The sequence below is a fragment of the Burkholderia sp. BCC0322 genome, assembly GCF_902833045.1.
Classification (GTDB): Bacteria; Pseudomonadota; Gammaproteobacteria; order Burkholderiales; family Burkholderiaceae; genus Burkholderia.
The window spans coordinates 294,688-313,608 of sequence record NZ_CADFDU010000002.1 but is presented as its reverse complement, the minus strand read 5'-3'; the positions used below and the strand labels follow the sequence as shown (position 1 = coordinate 313,608).

Annotated in this window: 17 protein-coding genes; 10 read left to right on the top strand and 7 right to left on the bottom strand. The window is 67.2% G+C overall.

All coding sequences use genetic code 11. The annotated features are described in order from the left end of the window. The first annotated feature begins 79 nt into the window (after window positions 1–79). Window positions 80–892 (top strand): mechanosensitive ion channel family protein, encoded by an 813-nt coding sequence (locus HWX39_RS07465; protein WP_175966624.1) that lies wholly within the window; start codon window positions 80–82, stop codon window positions 890–892. Window positions 893–976: 84 nt separating this feature from the next. On the opposite strand, the gene HWX39_RS07460 is transcribed toward HWX39_RS07465, so the two are convergent. Further along, the gene (locus HWX39_RS07460; RefSeq protein WP_175966622.1) at window positions 977–1,660 is read right to left on the bottom strand and encodes a DedA family protein; all 684 of its coding nucleotides are present in this window, start codon (window positions 1,658–1,660) and stop codon (window positions 977–979) included. Window positions 1,661–1,833: 173 nt separating this feature from the next. Here HWX39_RS07460 and mutL point away from each other — a divergent pair, with 173 nt between their 5' ends. Together mutL and miaA are read left to right on the top strand one after the other, a co-directional pair. Beyond that, on the top strand, window positions 1,834–3,819 hold the full coding sequence (mutL, locus tag HWX39_RS07455) for a DNA mismatch repair endonuclease MutL (RefSeq protein WP_175966619.1): 1,986 nt from the start codon (window positions 1,834–1,836) through the stop codon (window positions 3,817–3,819). Further along, a complete protein-coding gene (gene miaA / locus HWX39_RS07450) occupies window positions 3,816–4,790 on the top strand; it encodes a tRNA (adenosine(37)-N6)-dimethylallyltransferase MiaA (RefSeq protein ID WP_175966617.1) in 975 nt (324 codons plus the stop codon). Before mutL ends, miaA begins: the two co-directional genes overlap by 4 nt. Before the next feature lie 10 nt (window positions 4,791–4,800). On the opposite strand, the gene tetR is transcribed toward miaA, so the two are convergent. Beyond that, on the bottom strand, window positions 4,801–5,433 hold the full coding sequence (gene tetR / locus HWX39_RS07445) for a tetracycline resistance transcriptional repressor TetR (protein ID WP_175966615.1): 633 nt from the start codon (window positions 5,431–5,433) through the stop codon (window positions 4,801–4,803). Between the two features lie 62 nt (window positions 5,434–5,495). Here tetR and tet point away from each other — a divergent pair, with 62 nt between their 5' ends. Next, window positions 5,496–6,689 carry a Tet(A)/Tet(B)/Tet(C) family tetracycline efflux MFS transporter gene (gene tet, locus HWX39_RS07440; RefSeq protein WP_175966613.1) on the top strand — a complete coding sequence of 398 codons (1,194 nt, stop codon included), beginning with the start codon at window positions 5,496–5,498 and terminating at the stop codon, window positions 6,687–6,689. A gap of 16 nt (window positions 6,690–6,705) precedes the next feature. Here the strand turns inward: tet and HWX39_RS36630 are convergent, their stop codons facing one another. Further along, complete coding sequence (locus tag HWX39_RS36630) at window positions 6,706–6,828, bottom strand: hypothetical protein (RefSeq protein WP_279613067.1); 123 nt, start codon at window positions 6,826–6,828, stop codon at window positions 6,706–6,708. 111 nt (window positions 6,829–6,939) lie between these two features. Then, complete coding sequence (gene purM / locus HWX39_RS07435; RefSeq protein WP_006484927.1) at window positions 6,940–7,995, bottom strand: phosphoribosylformylglycinamidine cyclo-ligase; 1,056 nt, start codon at window positions 7,993–7,995, stop codon at window positions 6,940–6,942. 250 nt (window positions 7,996–8,245) lie between these two features. On the opposite strand from purM, the gene hda reads away from it, so the two are divergent. From hda to panB, 6 genes are read left to right on the top strand one after another with little or no spacing between them, the layout of a single operon-like run. Continuing rightward, entirely contained in the window at window positions 8,246–8,980 is a 735-nt protein-coding gene (gene hda / locus HWX39_RS07430) for a DnaA regulatory inactivator Hda (RefSeq protein ID WP_244134944.1), read from the top strand. 11 nt (window positions 8,981–8,991) lie between these two features. Then, window positions 8,992–9,669: an HAD family hydrolase gene (locus HWX39_RS07425; protein WP_175966608.1), complete on the top strand. Its 678-nt coding sequence runs from the start codon at window positions 8,992–8,994 to the stop codon at window positions 9,667–9,669. Window positions 9,670–9,674: 5 nt separating this feature from the next. Further along, a complete protein-coding gene (pcnB, locus tag HWX39_RS07420) occupies window positions 9,675–11,216 on the top strand; it encodes a polynucleotide adenylyltransferase PcnB (protein ID WP_175966606.1) in 1,542 nt (513 codons plus the stop codon). A gap of 35 nt (window positions 11,217–11,251) precedes the next feature. Further along, complete coding sequence (folK, locus tag HWX39_RS07415; RefSeq protein ID WP_175966604.1) at window positions 11,252–11,794, top strand: 2-amino-4-hydroxy-6-hydroxymethyldihydropteridine diphosphokinase; 543 nt, start codon at window positions 11,252–11,254, stop codon at window positions 11,792–11,794. Continuing rightward, window positions 11,791–12,477 carry a deoxynucleoside kinase gene (locus tag HWX39_RS07410; protein WP_085041792.1) on the top strand — a complete coding sequence of 229 codons (687 nt, stop codon included), beginning with the start codon at window positions 11,791–11,793 and terminating at the stop codon, window positions 12,475–12,477. The genes folK and HWX39_RS07410 overlap by 4 nt, the downstream gene beginning before the upstream one ends. A 45-nt stretch (window positions 12,478–12,522) precedes the next feature. Then, complete coding sequence (gene panB, locus HWX39_RS07405) at window positions 12,523–13,338, top strand: 3-methyl-2-oxobutanoate hydroxymethyltransferase (RefSeq protein ID WP_175966602.1); 816 nt, start codon at window positions 12,523–12,525, stop codon at window positions 13,336–13,338. Between the two features lie 154 nt (window positions 13,339–13,492). On the opposite strand, the gene HWX39_RS07400 is transcribed toward panB, so the two are convergent. From HWX39_RS07400 to dnaK, 3 genes are all read right to left on the bottom strand, one after another. After that, a complete protein-coding gene (locus tag HWX39_RS07400; protein ID WP_175966600.1) occupies window positions 13,493–15,433 on the bottom strand; it encodes a bifunctional anthranilate synthase component I family protein/class IV aminotransferase in 1,941 nt (646 codons plus the stop codon). Window positions 15,434–15,446: 13 nt separating this feature from the next. After that, on the bottom strand, window positions 15,447–16,583 hold the full coding sequence (dnaJ, locus tag HWX39_RS07395) for a molecular chaperone DnaJ (RefSeq protein ID WP_175958225.1): 1,137 nt from the start codon (window positions 16,581–16,583) through the stop codon (window positions 15,447–15,449). A gap of 269 nt (window positions 16,584–16,852) precedes the next feature. Further along, entirely contained in the window at window positions 16,853–18,805 is a 1,953-nt protein-coding gene (gene dnaK, locus HWX39_RS07390; RefSeq protein ID WP_175958224.1) for a molecular chaperone DnaK, read from the bottom strand. Between the last annotated feature and the right edge of the window lie 116 nt (window positions 18,806–18,921).

Below are 18,921 nucleotides of genomic sequence, written 5' to 3'. Positions count from 1 at the left end.
CCCGTCACAGGTCAGGTTATAAAAGCGCCACCCACCCGGTGCATGCGCCGCCCTTTCTACTCTTGACTTCGGAGAACGCATGATCGATCTCGCCACAGCCCAGCAATTCCTGATGACCCGCGGCCTGGACTTCGGCCTCAACCTCCTCGCCGCGATCGTATTGTGGTTCGTCGGCCGCTGGGCGATCCGCATCGCCACGCGCCTGCTCGGCAAGGTCGTGCGCCGCAGCGGCAAGGTCGACCCGACACTGACCGACTACCTGACCTCCGTCGTCAGCGTGCTGCTGACCGTCCTGCTGATCCTCGCGATCCTGCAGATCTTCGGCGTGCAGACGACCTCGTTCGCTGCCCTGCTCGCCGGCCTCGGCCTCGCGATCGGTACCGCCTGGGGCGGCCTGCTCGCGCATTTCGCCGCAGGCGTGTTCATGCAGGTGCTGCGTCCGTTCAAGATCGGCGACGTAATCAACGCAGGCGGCGTCACGGGCACGGTCAAGGAGCTCGGCCTGTTCGGCACGACGATCATCACGCCCGACAACATCGTGACGATCGTCGGCAACAACAAGATCTTCTCGGACAACATCGCGAACTACAGCGCAACGTCGCACCGTCGCGTCGACCTGACCGCGAAGATCGCGAACGGCGTCGATGCGGCCGACGCAATCAACCGCCTGAAGGCGTCGATCCAGCAGATCCCGAACGTGCTGACCAACCCGGCTCCGGACGTCGGCGTGTTCCAGTTCACGCCGGAAGGCCCGTTGCTGTTCGTGCGCCCGTCCACGGCACCCGAGAACTACTGGCAGGTGTACTGCGACACCAACCGCGTGATCCTCGAGACGTTCCGCGACGCCCAGTACCCCACGCCAGAAACCCCGATTTCGCATCGCAACGCGTAACGGCAGCACCGAACGAAAAAAAGCGTGGCAATTCAAATTGCCACGCTTTTTTATTGCACCGGGAAGTAACGAAAGCGCTCCCGCTCAACGCCCGCCCGTCTTCTGCGCGTTATCCGACTGCCGCCCGCGCACGAGCTTCCACACCGCGCCGAGCGCGACCGGCACGACCGCCGCACCGATCCCGGCCAGCACGATCACGTTCAGGTACTGGCGGATGAACGGGATATTGCCGAAGAAATAGCCGAGCAGCACGAGCAGCAGCACCCATACCAGCGCACCAATCACGTTGAAGAGCTGGAAGCGCGCGACGCTCATCGACGAAGCCCCCGCGACGAACGGCGCGAACGTCCGCACGACCGGGATGAAGCGCGCGAGCACGATCGTCTTGCCGCCGTGCTTGTCGTAGAACGAGTGGGTCTTCTGCAGCGCGGCGCGGTCGAGGAAGCGCTCGAGCACCGGGATATGGGTGTTGAACACCTTCGGGCCGATCCAGCGGCCGATCATGTAATTGACCGTGTTGCCGGCGATCGCCGCGACGAGCAGCAGCACGATCAGCACGCCGACATTCATCTCGCCCGTCGCCGCGAACGCGCCGCCGATGAACAGCAGCGAATCGCCGGGCAGGAACGGGAACACGACGAGCCCCGTCTCGCAGAACACGATCAGGAACAGCACGAGATAGACCCATGCGCCGTACTGCCGGATGAAATCGCCGAGGAATGCGTCGATATGCAGGACAAGATTGACGAAATGAAGCAGCGTATCCAAATGCGATTCCTCGAAGGCGAAAGGGCCGGAACGGCCAAATATAGCGGAAGCGCCCGCCGGTCAAGGCCGGGCGTGTTACGAACCCATGATACCGAAACTACCTTAAGGCTCCGTGAAAAAACGTAACCGCCGGTCGCCCCGGCATGCATTCGCCGCCTCGCTATAATTCGGCCATGTCCGATATCACCGAAACGGCCGCGGGCGCCGCGCCCGCCCCCGCTCCGCGCCCGCTGCGCGCGATCCAGCCCCTGCCCGACCAGCTGATCAGCCAGATCGCCGCCGGCGAGGTCGTCGAACGCCCGGCGTCGGTCGTCAAGGAACTGCTCGAGAACGCGATGGACGCCGGCGCCAGCACGCTGCGCATCGTGCTGGAAGAAGGCGGCGTGAAGCGCATCTCGATCACCGACGACGGTTGCGGGATTCCGCCGGACGAGCTGGCGCTCGCGCTGATGCGCCATGCCACCAGCAAGATCCGCTCGCTCGAGGAGCTCGAGGCGGTCGCCACGCTCGGGTTCCGCGGCGAAGCGCTCGCGTCGATCGCGTCGGTCGCCGAGATGTCGATCACGAGCCGGACGGCCGATGCCGCGCATGCGATGAAGATCGACGCGCAGACAGGCGTGCTGTCGCCCGCCGCCGGCGCGACCGGCACGACGATCGAGGTCCGCGAGCTGTACTTCAACACGCCCGCGCGCCGCAAGTTCCTGAAGAGCGAGCAGACCGAGTTCGGCCATTGCCTGGAAATGATCCGCCGCGCGGCGCTCGCGCGGCCGGACGTCGCGATCTCGGTGCTGCACAACGGCAAGGCGGTCGAGCACTGGAATGCGACCGAACCCGCGCAGCGCGTCGCGAAGATCCTCGGCGACAGCTTCGCGACCGCGCACCTGCCGCTCGACGAGCAGGCCGGCCCGCTTGCGGTCTACGGTTGCGCAGGGCTGCCGACCGCGAGCCGCGGGCGCGCCGACCAGCAATACTTCTTCGTCAACGGCCGCTTCGTGCGCGACAAGCTGCTGACGCATGCGGTGCGCGCGGCCTACGAGGACGTGCTGCACGGTGACCGCTACCCGTCGTACGTGCTGTTCCTCGACCTGCCGCCCGAAGCCGTCGACGTGAACGTGCACCCGTCGAAGATCGAGGTGCGCTTCCGCGATTCGCGCTCGATCCACCAGTACGTGTTCCATGCGGTCCAGCGCGCGCTGGCGCGCCACGCGGGCGCGTCTCCGGAAACCACCGCGGGCGGCCATGCCGCGCAACTCTCACCGGCGTCGCGCGGGCCCGCATCGTTCCTGGATACACCGCTCGGCCAGAGCCAGCCGGGCAACGCGATCGGCGGCAGCGGCTTCTCGGCGCCGTCGTCCTCATCGTCAGGCAACACCTGGATGCGCCAGGCGCGGATGACCCAGGGCACGCTGCCCGTCGCGCAGCCGCTCGCGCTCTATGACGCGCTGTTCGGCCGCAAGGACACGGGCGCGGGCACGCCGGACGGCACGACGACCATCGCCCGCGATTCGGTCGACGCGCCGGTCGCGCCTCTGCCGGGCTTTCCGGTTTCGCCGATCGCCGCCACCGCGCACGACGAGCAGCCGCTCGGCTTCGCGCTCGGGCAGATCCACGGCATCTACGTGCTCGCGCAGAACGCGCACGGGCTCGTGATCGTCGACATGCACGCGGCGCACGAGCGGATCCTGTACGAGCAGTTCAAGAACGCGCTTGCCGACCGCTCGGTCGCCGTGCAGGCGCTGCTGCTGCCGATCTCGATGACGGCCACGCCGGTCGAGATCGGCACGGTCGAGGAGGAACGCGACACGCTCGAATCGCTCGGCTTCGACCTGGCGGTACTGTCGCCGACGACGCTCGCGATCCGCGCGGTGCCGGCGCTGCTGAAGGATGCCGACCTGCAGTCGCTCGCGCGCGCGGTGCTCGCCGACCTGCATGCATTCGGCGGCTCGCGTGTGCTCACCGAGCGCCAGCACGAACTGCTCGGCACGCTTGCCTGTCACCACGCGGTGCGCGCGAACCGGCGCCTGACGCTCGACGAGATGAACGCGCTGCTGCGGCAGATGGAAGCGACCGAACGTGCGGATCAGTGCAATCACGGCCGGCCGACGTGGTATCAGCTCACGCTGAACGATCTCGACCGCCTCTTCATGCGCGGCCAATGAGCGCGGCACCGCACGCCAACCCGACGACGATCGCCTGCCTGCTCGGCCCCACCGCATCGGGCAAGACGGCCGCGGCGCTGGCGCTCGCCGCGCGCCGCCCGATCGAGATCGTCAGCGTCGATTCGGCGCTCGTCTATCGCGACATGGATATCGGCACCGCGAAGCCGTCGCGCGAAGAACGCGCGAGCGTGCCGCATCACCTGATCGACATCATCGATCCGGCCGACGCGTATTCGGCCGCGAGCTTCCGCGCGGACACGCTGCGCCTGATCGGCGAGATCGCCGCGCGCGGCCGCACGCCGCTGCTCGCGGGCGGCACGATGCTGTACTACAAGGCGCTGACGCAGGGGCTCAACGACCTGCCGGGCGCCGATCCGGACGTGCGCGCGGCACTCGATGCCGAAGCCGAGCGCGATGGCTGGCCCGCGCTGCACGCGCGGCTCGCGCAAGTCGATCCCGACACGGCCGCACGGCTCGCGCCGAACGATTCGCAGCGGATCCAGCGTGCGCTCGAAGTGTTCATGCTGAGCGGGCAGCCGATGTCGGTGCTGCTCGCCGCGCCGCGGCGCACGGACGATGCGGCCGCCGCTTACCGCTTCGTGCCGGTCGCGCTCGAACCGTCGGATCGCGCGGTATTGCACAAACGGATCGCGCAGCGCTTCGACGCGATGCTCGACGCAGGCTTCATCGACGAAGTCGAGCGGCTGCGCCGTCGCGAAGACCTCCATCCCGACCTGCCGTCGATGCGCTGCGTCGGCTACCGGCAGGCGTGGGAGTTCCTCGACGGCGACACCGACTACCGGACGATGCGCGACAAGGGTATCTTCGCGACGCGCCAGCTCTGCAAGCGCCAGATCACCTGGCTGCGCGCGATGCCGGAGCGGATCGTCGTCGACTGCATCGCGCCGGACTCGACGGCCCGCGCACTCGACGCGCTCGAACGCGTGCTCGACGGCCGCATGCCGGGCTGAACGGGCCGCGTCAGCCGCGCTGGCGCGCCGCCAGATGCGCGCGGGCGCCATCGACGATCAGCGCGACACCATGCTCGAACGCTTCGTCGCCGCCGCGCGCGCGCAGCGCAGCCCAACCTTTCGCGAGCAACGGAAACTCGGCCGCGTCCGGCAGCGGCGCATCGGCTTCGCCGTCCGGCTCCGCCTGCTCTTCCAGCACCCATCCAACCACGAAGCGGCCCAGCGCATACATCACGTCGACCGCCTCGTCCGGCGCGAAACCCGCGTCGCCGAGCAGCGCGACCTTGCGTTCGATCGAGCCGAAATGCAGCGCGCGCGGCCGTGTGCCGGCATGCAGGCGCGCGCCGTCGCGATAAGCCAGCAGCGCCCGGCGGAAACTGCGCGCGTTGTCCAGAAGCCACGCATCCCACGCCTCACCCGGCCGCGGCAGCGACGCATCGTGACGCTCGAGCATGATCGCCTCGGCCATCGCATCGAGCAGTTCGCCCTTGTTCCGGAAATGCCAGTAAAGCGTCGGCGACTGCACGCCGAGCCGCTCGGCGAGCCGCCGCGTCGACAGCCCATCGATGCCGACTTCGTCGAGCAGGTCGAGCGCCGCGCGCAATACCGTGTCGCGCGTCAGCCGCGCCCCTGTGTCCTTCATCTCTATCACCGATAGGGAAGCTGTGGAATAATCGTCACTCTATCACCGATAGAGTCACCCTCTTGAATCCGTCCCTGATTGCCATCCTGGCCACGGTCCTGCTCGACGCGATCGGCGTCGGGATCGTGATGCCGATCCTGCCCGGGTTGCTGCGCGCGCTCGCCGATGCAGGCAGCACCGACACCCATTACGGGATACTGCTCGCGCTGTACGCGTTCGCGCAGTTCCTGTGCGCACCGCTGCTCGGTGCGCTGAGCGATCGCTTCGGCCGCCGGCCTGTCCTGCTCGTGTCGCTCGCGGGCGCCGCGCTCGACTACTTGCTGATGGCGCTCGCGCCGACACTCGCCTGGCTTTACGCGGGGAGGCTGATCGCGGGCATCACCGGTGCGAACGTCGCGGTCGCGACTGCCTATGTCACCGACGTCACCGCCGAACCCGATCGCGCACGACGCTTCGGCCAGCTTGGCGCGATGATGGGCATCGGCTTCATCGCGGGCCCGTTGATCGGCGGCCTGCTCGGCGCGCTGCATGTGCGCGCGCCGTTCGTCGCGGCCGCCGTGCTCAACGCGCTCAACCTCGCGCTCGTCTGGCGCGCGCTTCCGGAATCGCGGCCGGATTCGGCCCGCGAACGCCATGCGGTCGGCGCGCTCAACCCGTTCGCCAGCCTGCGCCGGCTGAGCGGCGCATCGGCGCTCGTGCCGCTGATCGGCATTTACGTGATCGTGGCGCTGGTGTCGCAGGCACCCGCGACGCTGTGGATCCTGTACGGCCAGGAGCATTTCGGCTGGTCGACGCCGATTGCGGGGCTGTCGCTGGCGGGCTACGGCGCGTGTCATGCACTCGCGCAGGCGTTCGCGATCGGGCCGCTGATCGCGCGGCTCGGCGAGCGCCGCGCGCTGGCGCTGGGCCTCGCGGGCGACGCGCTCGGGCTTGCCGCGATTGCGTTCGCGACCGCCGCGTGGGTGCCGTTCGCGCTGCTGCCGCTGTTCGCGGCGGGCGGCATGACGCTGCCGGCGCTGCAGGCGATGCTCGCGCGGCAGGTCGACGATGCGCGCCAGGGCGAACTGCAAGGCGCGCTCGCGAGCGTGGCGAGCCTGATCGGCGTCGCGGGGCCGCTGGTCGTCACCGCGACCTATGCGGCGACCCGCGCGACGTGGCCGGGGCTCGTCTGGGCTGCCGCCGCGCTGCTTTATCTGCTCGTACCGCCGTTGCTGGCCGGTGCGCGGCCAGTGGGCGCGACACGGCCATCCGCATGAGCGCCAGCAGGTACAGTCACGCCCACCGCCGGATTCCATGCGCGAGCGTCACGAGATTCGCGTCGCGCACGAGCTGCCGGCGGACGTCGGCCTTGCGGAAGATCGCAAGCGTGCGGATCGCGCGTTCGTCCTCGGTCATCGCCGCCCCTTCTTCATCCGCGCACGTCCACATGCCGCGCAACGCCCGAAAAAAAACCGCCCGGATCGACTCCGGGCGGCTTTCCTTGCTGCGTCTGCTGCAGGCAGTGCGTCAGACCACGACCGTCTGCGCCTCGCCTTCGCGGGTCGCTCGCACGGTGCCGATCTTCCACACCTGTTCGCCGGCGGCGGTCAGATCGGCGATCGCGGCGTCGGCATCGGCCGCCGAAACGATCACGGCCATGCCGATGCCGCAGTTGAACACGCGGTGCATTTCCGCATCGGCGACACCGCCGTGCTCCTGCAGCCACTTGAACAGCGGCGGCAGCGGCCACGCGTTCTGGTCGAGCTCGGCGGTGAGGCCTTCGCGCAGCACGCGCGGAATGTTCTCGACGAGGCCGCCGCCCGTGATGTGCGCCATGCCCTTCACCGACAGCTTCTGCATCAGCGCGAGCAGCGGCTTCACGTAGATGCGGGTCGGCGCCATCAGCGCGTCGGCCAGCGAGCGGCCATGGAAATCGGCCGACAGGTCGGGGTTCGCGCGCTCGATGATCTTGCGCACGAGCGAGAAGCCGTTCGAGTGGATGCCGCTCGACGCGAGGCCCAGCACCACGTCGCCTTCGGCGATCGTGCTGCCGTCGATGATCTTGCTCTTCTCGACCGCGCCGACCGCGAAGCCGGCCAGGTCGTATTCGCCGTCCGGGTACATGCCCGGCATTTCGGCCGTTTCGCCGCCGATCAGCGCGCAGCCCGACAGTTCGCAACCCTGCGCGATGCCCTTGACGACCGTTGCAGCGGTGTCGACGTCGAGCTTGCCGCACGCGAAGTAGTCGAGGAAGAACAGCGGCTCGGCGCCCTGCACGAGGATGTCATTCACGCTCATCGCGACGAGATCCTGGCCGACCGTGTCGTGTTTGTTCAGATGAAACGCCAGCTTGAGCTTGGTGCCCACGCCGTCGGTGCCCGACACGAGCACGGGTTCCTTGTACTTCTTCGGCACTTCGAACAGCGCGCCGAACCCGCCGATGCCGCCGAGCACGCCGTCGCGCAGGGTTTTCTTCGCAAAAGGCTTGATCTTGTCGATGAGCGCGTCGCCTGCGTCGATGTCGACGCCTGCGTCACGATAGGACAGACCCTGAGCGTCGGGAGCGGATTTCGGAGGATTCATGGGGGAATGCGAGAAGGTCGGTAAAATGCGATTTTACCCGAAGCCGGCCCGTTGGCCGGAATTCCCAGCACCGAATCGTCAGGGATTGCATCTTGGTCAACACGTCCCCGTTTTCATCGCCGAGCGAGACGCGCCGAAACCGGCGTGGCGTCGTGCGTGCGGTCGCGCGTGAAGCCCGTGAAGACGCAGTTCCCGGCGCGTGCCCGGCGTACGGCACGCGTATTTTCAACCGACCCGCATTGTGACTGTTGTGTCCCGTCAACTGACGCTCGATCTCGGCACGCCGCCGCCCGCCACGTTCGACAACTTCATCATGAACGAGGAGAACGACGAGCTCATCTCGCGCCTGCAGAAGCTCGACCTCGCCCTCGCGGCGGGCCCCGTGCCGGATCGGTCGTTCTACATCTGGGGCGAGCCCGGCTGCGGCCGCACCCATCTGCTGCAGGCGCTCGTGAGCGACGCGTCGTACGGCTATGCGCGCTACCTGACGCCGCAGAGCCCGCTCGGCGCGTTCACGTTCGACCCGCGCATCGGCATCTACGCGATCGACGACTGCGACAAGATGAGCGATACCCAGCAGGTCGCGCTGTTCAACCTGTTCAACGAAGTGCGCGCGCACCCGTCGAGCGCGTTCGTCGCGGCGGGCCCCGCGGCGCCGCTCGCGCTCGACGTGCGCGAGGATCTCCGCACGCGCCTCGGCTGGGGGCTCGTGTTCCACCTGTCGCCGCCGTCCGACGCCGGCAAGATCGCCGTGCTCAAGCTCGCGGCGAAGGAGCGCGGGATCGCGCTCACCGACGACATCGCCGCCTACCTGCTGACCCATTTCCGCCGCGACATGCCGAGCCTGATGGCGCTGCTCGACGCGCTCGACCGCTTTTCGCTCGAGCAGAAACGCGCCGTCACGCTGCCGCTGCTGCGCCGGATGCTCGCGCGTCCCGGCGATGACATCACACCACCGGGCACGGGCCCGAACCGCTTCGAGTAAAATGCCCCTCCATGACTAATCTGGCACTCTTTGACCTCGATCACACGCTGATTCCGACCGATAGCGACCACGAATGGGGCCGCTTCATGGTGAAACTCGGCATCGTCGACGCGGAAAGCTTCTCGCGTCAGAACGATCAGTTCTTCGCCGACTACAAGGCCGGCAAGCTCGACATCCACGCGTACCTCACGGCGATGCTCACGCCGCTCGCGAAGTATTCACGCGCGCAGCTCGCGCAATGGCACGATCAGTACATGCACGAGGTGATCCGGCCCGCCATGACACCCGCCGCGCTCGAGCTCGTGCGCAAGCACCTCGATGCGGGCGACCTGTGCTGCGTCGTGACGGCCACCAACGAATTCATCACGCGCCCGATCGCGACCGCGTTCGGCGTCGATACGCTGATCGCGTGCGAGGTCGAAACGACCGACGGGCATCCCGATTCGCCGTACACGGGCCGGCCGACCGGCACGCCGAGCTATCGCGAAGGCAAGATCGTGCGGACCGAAGCATGGCTCGCGTCGCGCGGCAAGCACTGGGACGATTTCGCGCACAGCTACTTCTACAGCGACTCGCACAACGACATCCCGCTGCTCGAGAAAGTCACCGACCCGATCGCGACCAACCCTGACGACACGCTGCGTGCGCATGCAAGCAACCGCGGCTGGCGTATCCTCGATTTATTCTGAACGTCGTGATCAAAAAATTCATCCGCAAGCTGCTCGGCCAGGACGAAGCCCAGCAAACGCCCACTGAAGCGGCTCCGGCCGACGAAGCGGCCCCTGCTGCCCCGCGCACCGCAAAAGACACCCGCGGCAACGGCGCGAAGAAACCGCGCAGCAACCATGAGCCGACCGTCGTGCCGGCCAGCGTGCACCAGATCGATCCGTCGCTGATCTCCAGGAATGCCGTGCGCGTGACCGACACGCTGCAGCAGGCAGGCTTTCGCGCGTTCATCGTCGGCGGCGCGGTTCGCGACCTGCTGCTCGGCATCGCGCCGAAGGACTTCGACGTCGCGACCGACGCGACGCCGACCGAGGTGCAGCGCCTGTTCCGCCGCGCGCGCCTGATCGGCCGCCGCTTCCAGATCGTCCACGTGCAGTTCGGCCAGGAACTGATCGAGGTATCGACGTTCCGCGCGCTGGTCGACGCGCCGGCCGAGGCCGCCGCGTCGGCCGAGCCGCCGAGGCGCCTGAAGCGCGACGAACTCGATCGCCGCACGCACGCGGTCGACGCGAGCGGCCGCGTGCTGCGCGACAACGTGTGGGGCGATCAGCACGAGGACGCCGCGCGCCGCGACTTCACGATCAACGCGATGTACTACGACCCGTCGACGCAGACGGTGCTCGACTACCACGAAGGCATGGCCGACGTGCGCGCCCGCCTGCTGCGGATGATCGGCGACCCGGCCACGCGCTTCCGCGAGGATCCGGTGCGGATGCTGCGCGTCGTGCGCTTTGCGGCCAAGCTCGGCTTCGAGATCGAGCCGCATACGCGCGAACCGATCAACGCACTCGCCGACCTGATCAACAACGTGCCGGCCGCACGCCTGTTCGACGAAATGCTGAAGCTGCTGCTGTCGGGCCACGCACTCGCGTGCCTGCAGCGGCTGCGCAAGGAAGGCCTGCACCACGGGCTGCTGCCGCTGCTCGACGTCGTGCTCGAACAGCCGCAAGGCGAGAAGTTCATCACGCTCGCGCTGAACAATACCGATGCCCGTGTGCGCGCCGGCAAGCCGGTCTCGCCGGGCTTCCTGTTCGCGACGCTGCTGTGGCACGACATGCGTCAGCGCTTCGAGCAATACACGGCCGAAGGCGAAATCCCGGTGCCGGCGCTCCATCGCGCGATGGACGACGTGCTCGACATGCAGACCGAGAAACTCGCGATCCACAAGCGTTATTCGGCCGACATGCGCGAGATCTGGGGCCTGCAGCTGCGCCTCGAGAAACGCTCGGGCCGCAGCGCGATGCGGCTGCTGGAACACCAAAGGTTTAGAGCGGGGTATGATTTCCTCCTGTTACGCTGCGAATCCGGCGAGCTCGATGCGGAAGTCGGACAGTGGTGGACGGATTTCATCGAAGGCGACGCGGCCGCTCGCGAGGCATTGCTCACGCAGGGCGGCTCGAAGGAAAAATCGCCCCGCAAGCGGCGCCGCCGCGGCGGCGTGCGAAACCGCAAGCCGGGTGAAGGTGCCGCCGAGCAGGCACCGGACACCTCGGGCGGTTCCGACGACTGACGCGCTCGCCGGCGAACGACGTAGGAAGTGATGCCATGACGGTTGCATATATCGGACTGGGGGCGAATCTCGGCGATGCGCGCCAGACCCTGAAGGACGCGGTGGTGTGCCTCGCGCAGCAGCGCACCATCTCGATCCTCGGCAAATCGAGCCTGTATCGCACGGCGCCTTTCGAAGCGGGCGGCGACGACTACTACAACTGTGTCGTCAAGCTCGACACGACGCTGTCGGCGCGCGAACTGCTCGCGCTCTGCCAGAAGATCGAACATCATTTCGGCCGCGAGCGCCCGTATCGCAATGCGCCGCGCACGCTCGACCTCGACATCCTGCTGTTCGGCGCCGATTCGATCGACGAGCCCGACCTGATCGTCCCGCACCCGCGCCTCACCGACCGTGCGTTCGCGCTCGTGCCGCTCGTCGAGATCGAGCCGGCACTCGACATCCCCGCGCGCGGCCGAGCCGAAGCCTTTCTCGCCGCCGTCGCGGATCAGCGTGTCGAGAGGGTGCAGACCTGCCAGTGCCCGATGCAGAAGGCGCTCGCTGCCAGCGAAGACGCCGACAAGAGCCGCTGCCGATGACCCCGACTCCCCTCACCGTCACCGCACCCGACCTGCGCGCCCCGCACCGCTATCTCGTGATCGAAGGCCCGATCGGCGTCGGCAAGACGACGCTTGCGCGCCTGCTCGCGGAACGCTGGTCGATGCAGACGCTGCTCGAACGCCCGCAGGACAACCCGTTCCTCGAACGCTTCTATCGCGACACCGCGCGCTACGCGCTGCCCGTGCAGCTGTCGTTCGCGCTGCAGCGCGCGCAGCAGGCGCGCGAGCTGATCGGTGCGCTCGAAACGGGCCGCCCGGTGATCGCCGATTTCATGCCGCAGAAGAACGACATCTTCGCGCGGCTGAACCTGCCGGAAGACGAGTGGCAGCTCTATCGCTCGGTCGCGACGCACGTGGACGTGCCGCAGGCGCCGTCGCCCGACCTCGTCGTCTACCTGCAGGCGAGCCCGGAAGTGCTGTTCTCGCGCATCCAGAAGCGCGGGCTGCCGATGGAGCTGCAGATCAGCGATGCGTACCTGCGCTCGCTCGTCGACGCGTACAACGAATTCTTCTACCACTACGACCGCACGCCGGTGCTGACGGTCGCCGCGGAACACCTGAACCCGCTGGATTCCCCCGAAGATCTCGCTCTGCTGGTCGAGCGCATCGAGACGATGCGCGGCCGCAAGGAATTCTTCGTCAAGGGCGAGACGACGCGCTGACGCGTCCTCGCCTGTCGTTCCTCACCCATTCGAACCGGATTTCCCATGACCTATCTCCAGGAATCGAGCCGGCCTGCCGTCACGGTGCCCAAGCTGCAGGCAATGCGCGACGCCGGCGAGAAGATCGCGATGCTCACCTGCTACGACGCGAGCTTTTCCGCACTGCTCGACCGTTCGGGCGTCGACGTGCTGCTGATCGGCGATTCGCTCGGCAACGTGCTGCAAGGCCACACCACCACGCTGCCCGTGTCGCTCGACGACATCGCTTATCACACTGCCTGTGTCGCCCGCGCACAGCCGCGCGCGCTCGTCGTCGCCGATCTGCCGTTCGGCACGTACGGCACGCCGGTCGAGGCATTCGAAAGCAGCGTCAAGCTGATGCGCGCCGGCGCACAGATGGTCAAGCTCGAAGGCGGCGAATGGCTCGCCGAGACGATCCGCTTCCTCGTCGAGCGCGCGGTGCCCGTGTGCGCGCACGTGGGCCTCACGCCGCAATCGGTGCACGCGTTCGGCGGCTTCAAGGTGCAGGGCAAGACCGAAGCCGGCGCCGCGCAATTGCTGCGCGACGCGCGCGCGGTCGAGGACGCGGGCGCGCAGCTCGTCGTGCTCGAAGCGGTGCCGACGCTCGTCGCGTCCGAAGTCACGCACATGCTGAAGATTCCGACGATCGGCATCGGCGCGGGCGTCGACTGCTCGGGCCAGGTGCTGGTGCTGCACGACATGCTCGGCATCTTCCCCGGCAAGCGGCCGCGTTTCGTGAAGGATTTCATGCAGGGGCAGCCGAATATTCAGGCAGCCGTCGAGGCCTACGTGAGCGCGGTGAAGGACAGCACGTTCCCCGGCCCGGAACATTCGTTCTGACGCAGCGCCGGCTGCCGGTTCGCCAGCCCGGATGCGAAAAAGCGCGGCGCCCCGCAAAGGGCGCCGCGCTTTTTGTTGGCACGCCGCATCGGCGCACGACTTCTCGACACCGGCGCGAGCGCGGTGCCCGAGCCGTCGCTTCGTCGCGTGCTAGTCACTTCAACACCGCGTCGATCGCTCCCCGCAGCGCATTGGTCAGCAGCAGCGCCTGCGCACGCGCAAGATCGTCGCGGGTCACGATTCGCTCCGTCGCGCCGAACGCGCGATCGTCGAGCAGTACGCCGCGCATCACGCCCGGCAGCACGCCAGACTCGAGCGGCGGCGTCACCCACTGGCCATCGAGCTTCACGAACAGGTTCGAGCGCCCGCCTTCCGTCACCTCGCCGCGCTCGTTGACGAACAGCATGTCGAAACCGCCGAGCGCCTCGGCCGCCTGCCACGCGCGGTCGTATTCGGCGCGGCGTGTGGTCTTGTGCAGCAGCAGCGCATCGCTCGCACGGGTCGGTGCGAAGCCGTGCGCGGACGCCAGCAGCACGCCGACCGGCCCCGCCGGCAGCGGCTTCAGCGGTGCCGCGACGATCTCGATCGTGCCGTCCTTCGCGAGCGAGAGCTTCATCCGGTACGGGCCGTCGCCGTCGAGCGCCGCGCAGCGCGCGTCGATCTCGCGACGCAACGCCTGCGCGTCGAACCGGAAGCCGAGCGCATCCGCGCTGCGCTGCAGCCGCGCGAGATGACGATCGAGATGCCGGATGCCGTCCGCACGCGTGGCGGCGGTCGTTTCGAACAGCTGGAAGCCGGGATCGGCATCCGTCAGGAATCGCGCTTTCAATTCGCACTCCGCATATTCGTCGGCCGCTACACTGTCGAGCACGATGCCCGCGCCGACGCCCATCGTGCCGCGGCGCCGGCCGGCGATTGTCGTTGCCGGATTGTGTGCTTCGGAATCGGCTCCGGCCGCACCTTCGCGGTCAGCGCCTTCGCCGGCTGCGTCGAGCGTCAGCGTACGGATCGCGACCGACAGGCAGAAATCGCCGCAACCGGCCGAGCGATTGCCGGGCGCGTCATCATCGGAACCGGCGCCTTGCTTCGCAGCGTCCAGCCAGCCGATCGCACCCGTATATAGCCCGCGCGGCGTCGACTCGATCGCATCGATCAGCTGCATCGTCTTGTGCTTCGGTGCGCCCGTGATCGATCCGCACGGAAACAGCGCACGCAGCATCTGCGCGAACGTCGTGCCGTCGCGCCAGCCGGCCTCGACCGTCGACGTCATCTGCCACACCGACGCATACGGCTCGACGGAGAACAGTGCCGGCACGCGAACCGTCCCGGTGCGCGCGATCCGCGACACGTCGTTGCGCAGCAGATCGACGATCATCACGTTTTCCGCTCGGTTCTTCGGATCGTTTGCGAGGAACGTGGCCGCCGCCGCATCGTCGCGAGGGTCGGCCAAACGCGGTGCCGTGCCCTTCATCGGCCGCGCACGCAGCACGTCTGCGTGCTTCTCGACGAACAGTTCGGGCGAGCACGACACGACCCACGTACCGTCGTGCAACGCGATCAGCGCGCCGTAGCGCACGGGCTGGCGCGCACGCAACCGCCGGTAAAGCGCGAGCGGCGTGCCGAACACGTCGAAGTTCAGCCGGTACGTGTAGTTGACCTGATACGAATCGCCCGCGCGCAGCGCGTCGTGCACCGCGGCGATCGCCGCGTCGAACGCATCGCGCGACACGCTCTTCTCGACATGCGCGACGCCCGCGATCGACGGCGTACCGCCGCCGTCCTGCTGCGCGAGCCACGCGTCGACTTCGTCGCGCGACAGGCGCTCGCAGCGCGCATACAGCAAAAAGCGCAGCGGGGCATGGCCCGGCTGCGCTCGTTGCAGGTTGCGCCCGAATTCGTAATCGCCGACGACGACCGCATGCAGCCCGTCGCGCAGATCCTGCGCCACGGCCGCGTCGACCTCGTCGAGCCGGGCCGGATCCGTGCACACACGTTCGCGCACGAACCCCGAATACAAACGACTCGACCGCGCGAGCGCGGTCGAGTCGCAATCGTCCAAGAGCGCGAACGACGCGCTCTCGCTGCCTTCAGTCATGCTGTTACTCGAGTTACTCGAAGAAGCTCTTCACACGGTCGAACCAGCTCTTGCTCTGCGGGCTGTGACGCGCGCCGCCCTCGGCCAGCGATTTCTCGAACTGCTTGAGCAGGTCGCGCTGGTTGTCGGTCAGCTTCACGGGCGTCTCGACCTGCACGTGGACGTACAGATCGCCCGCGATGCTCGAACGCAGCCCCTTGATGCCCTTGCCGCGCAGGCGGAACGTCTTGCCCGACTGCGTGCCTTCCGGCACCGGGAACGACGCGCGGCCGGCCAGCGTCGGCACCTCGATCTCGCCGCCGAGCGCAGCGGTCGTGAACGGGATCGGCATCTGGCAGTGGAGATCGTCGCCGTCGCGCTCGAACACCGCGTGCGGCTTGATGTGGATCTCGACATACAGGTCGCCCGGCGGCCCGCCGTTGATGCCCGGCTCGCCGTTGCCGGCCGAGCGGATCCGCATCCCGTCGTCGATCCCGGCCGGGATCTTCACTTCGAGCGTCTTGGTTTCCTTCACCTTGCCCGACCCGTGGCAGTGCACGCACGGCTCGGGGATGTAGGTGCCCGTGCCATGGCACTTCGGACAGGTCTGCTGGATGCTGAAGAAGCCCTGCGACATGCGCACCGTGCCCTGGCCGTGACAGGTCGGGCAGGTTTCCGGCTTCGTGCCGGGCTTCGCGCCCGACCCGTGGCACACCTCGCACGACACCCAGCTCGGCACGCGGATCTGCGTGTCGTAGCCGTGCGCGGCCTGCTCGAGCGTGATTTCCATGCTGTAGCGCAGGTCGGCGCCGCGATACACCTGCGGGCCGCCACGGCCGCCGCGCGCGGCGCCGCCCGCCGCCTGGCCGAAGATGTCGCCGAAGATGTCGCCGAATGCGTCCGCGAAGCCGCCGAAGCCCTGTGCCCCCGCACCGCCCATGTTCGGATCGACGCCCGCATGGCCGTACTGGTCGTAAGCGGCCCGCTTCTGGCTGTCCGACAGCATTTCATAGGCTTCCTTCGCCTCCTTGAAATGCTCTTCCGCATCCTTGCTGTCCGGATTGCGGTCAGGGTGATACTTCATCGCAAGCTTGCGATACGCCTTCTTGATTTCGTCGTCGCTCGCATTCTTCGCGACGCCCAGAACCTCGTAGTAATCCCGTTTCGCCATATCGATTCACTGTGCCGTCCGCACCACATGCGCGCGGCGGCTCCTTTCGCTCGCAGTAAAGTCTCTCGACTCGTCTGGCGCTGCGCCCGTCCGCGGACGGCGCGTGCAGCACCCGCCAAAAAACAAATGTGCCCGGAGGGCCGCGAAGCCCGCCAGGCGTGGAGTCGATCCGGCCATCCGGAAGGAAAGACAGACCGCTTGCCAGCCAACCCGTCAGCCGCGCCGCGCGCGTGTTGCGCGCGCGGCGTGCGGCACCGGGGCAACCCGGCTTAGTCCTTCTTCACTTCCTTGAACTCGGCGTCGACGACATCGTCGGCAGCCTGTTGCGCACCGCCCGCGTGGGCCGCGCCTTCCGCCGCACCCGCTGCGCCGGCCGCACCCGCCTGCTGGGCCTGCATGTCGGCATACATCTTTTCGCCGAGCTTCTGCGAAACCTTGCCGAGCTCCTCGACCTTCGCGTCGATCGCGGCCTTGTCCGCCGACGTATCCTTCAGCACGTCCTCGAGCGACTTCAGCGACGCTTCGATCGCTTCCTTCTCGCCCGCGTCCAGCTTGTCGCCGTACTCGGTCAGCGCCTTCTTCGTGCTGTGGACCAGCGCGTCGCCCTGGTTGCGCGAATCGGCCAGCTCGCGCAGCTTGTGGTCTTCCGCTGCGTTTGCTTCCGCGTCCTTGATCATCTGGTCGATTTCAGCCTCGGACAGACCCGAGTTGGCCTTGATCGTGATCTTGTTTTCCTTGCCGGTCGCCTTGTCCTTCGCGCCGACGTGCAGGATGCCGTTCGCGTCGATGTCGAAGGTCACTTCGATCTGCGGCACGCCGCGCGGTGCCGGCGGGATGCCTTCGAGGTTGAACTCGCCGAGCAGCTTGTTGCCTGCCGCCATTTCGCGTTCGCCCTGGAACACCTTGATCGTCACGGCGCCCTGGTTGTCGTCCGCCGTCGAGTACACCTGGGCGTGCTTCGTCGGGATCGTCGTGTTCTTGCTGATCATCTTCGTCATCACGCCGCCGAGCGTCTCGATGCCGAGCGACAGCGGGGTCACGTCGAGCAGCAGCACGTCCTTGCGGTCGCCCGACAGGACCTGGCCCTGGATCGCCGCGCCGACTGCGACGGCTTCGTCCGGGTTCACGTCACGGCGCGGATCCTTGCCGAAGAATTCCTTCACCTTCTCCAGCACCTTCGGCATGCGCGTCTGGCCGCCGACCAGGATCACGTCGTCGATGTCCGACACCTTGACGCCCGCGTCCTTGATCGCGATACGGCACGGCTCGATCGTGCGCTCGACGAGGTCTTCCACCAGCGCTTCCAGCTTCGCGCGGGTGATCTTCAGGTTCAAGTGCTTCGGGCCCGACGCGTCCGCCGTGATGTACGGCAGGTTGATTTCGGTCTGCTGGCTCGACGACAGCTCGATCTTCGCCTTTTCAGCCGCTTCCTTCAGGCGCTGCAGCGCGAGCACGTCCTTCGACAGGTCGACGCCCTGCTCCTTCTTGAACTCGCCGATGATGTAATCGATGATGCGCTGGTCGAAGTCTTCGCCGCCGAGGAACGTGTCGCCGTTGGTCGACAGCACTTCGAACTGCATTTCGCCGTCGACGTCCGCGATTTCGATGATCGACACGTCGAACGTACCGCCGCCGAGGTCATACACGGCGATCTTGCGGTCGCCCTTCTCGGCCTTGTCGAGGCCGAACGCGAGTGCAGCTGCGGTCGGCTCGTTGATGATCCGCTTGACTTCGAGGCCCGCGATGCGGCCGGCGTCCTTGGTTGCCTGGCGCTGGCTGTCGTTGAAGTACGCCGGCACCGTGATCACGGCTTCCGTGACCGGCTCGCCGAGGTAATCTTCGGCCGTCTTCTTCATCTTGCGCAACACTTCCGCCGACACCTGCGGCGGCGCGAGCTTCTCGCCGTGTGCTTCAACCCATGCATCGCCGTTGTCGGCCTTGATGATGGTGTACGGCATCAGGCCGATGTCCTTCTGGACTTCCTTCTCTTCGAAGCGGCGGCCGATCAGGCGCTTCACCGCGAACAGCGTGTTCTTCGGGTTGGTCACCGACTGACGCTTGGCCGGCGCGCCGACCAGCACTTCGTTGTCGTCCATGTAGGCGATGATCGACGGCGTGGTGCGCGCGCCTTCCGAGTTCTCGATGACCTTGACCTGGTTGCCTTCCATGATGGCAACGCACGAGTTCGTGGTGCCGAGGTCAATACCGATGATCTTTCCCATTTTTCCTAATCTCCAGAAATGCTTGTTTGCTGCGCAAAACCCCGCGTTTTGGGGCGGTTTCGCGCGCCAGAATTCAACTCTGTTCCCGAAATGCGTCCGTCCGATCCGTTTTCAAG

Excerpts from the sequence above, each read along its gene's own strand:
- folK (WP_175966604.1), top strand. The coding sequence starts at position 11,252 with ATGACGGTTGCATATATCGGACTGGGGGCGAATCTCGGCGATGCGCGC.
- HWX39_RS07400 (WP_175966600.1), bottom strand. The coding sequence starts at position 15,433 with ATGACTGAAGGCAGCGAGAGCGCGTCGTTCGCGCTCTTGGACGATTGC.
- purM (WP_006484927.1), bottom strand. The coding sequence starts at position 7,995 with ATGAATCCTCCGAAATCCGCTCCCGACGCTCAGGGTCTGTCCTATCGT.
- HWX39_RS36630 (WP_279613067.1), bottom strand. The coding sequence starts at position 6,828 with ATGACCGAGGACGAACGCGCGATCCGCACGCTTGCGATCTTCCGCAAG.
- HWX39_RS07410 (WP_085041792.1), top strand. The coding sequence starts at position 11,791 with ATGACCCCGACTCCCCTCACCGTCACCGCACCCGACCTGCGCGCCCCG.
- HWX39_RS07465 (WP_175966624.1), top strand. The coding sequence starts at position 80 with ATGATCGATCTCGCCACAGCCCAGCAATTCCTGATGACCCGCGGCCTG.
- tetR (WP_175966615.1), bottom strand. The coding sequence starts at position 5,433 with ATGAAGGACACAGGGGCGCGGCTGACGCGCGACACGGTATTGCGCGCG.
- panB (WP_175966602.1), top strand. The coding sequence starts at position 12,523 with ATGACCTATCTCCAGGAATCGAGCCGGCCTGCCGTCACGGTGCCCAAG.
- mutL (WP_175966619.1), top strand. The coding sequence starts at position 1,834 with ATGTCCGATATCACCGAAACGGCCGCGGGCGCCGCGCCCGCCCCCGCT.
- HWX39_RS07425 (WP_175966608.1), top strand. The coding sequence starts at position 8,992 with ATGACTAATCTGGCACTCTTTGACCTCGATCACACGCTGATTCCGACC.
- miaA (WP_175966617.1), top strand. The coding sequence starts at position 3,816 with ATGAGCGCGGCACCGCACGCCAACCCGACGACGATCGCCTGCCTGCTC.
- dnaK (WP_175958224.1), bottom strand. The coding sequence starts at position 18,805 with ATGGGAAAGATCATCGGTATTGACCTCGGCACCACGAACTCGTGCGTT.
- dnaJ (WP_175958225.1), bottom strand. The coding sequence starts at position 16,583 with ATGGCGAAACGGGATTACTACGAGGTTCTGGGCGTCGCGAAGAATGCG.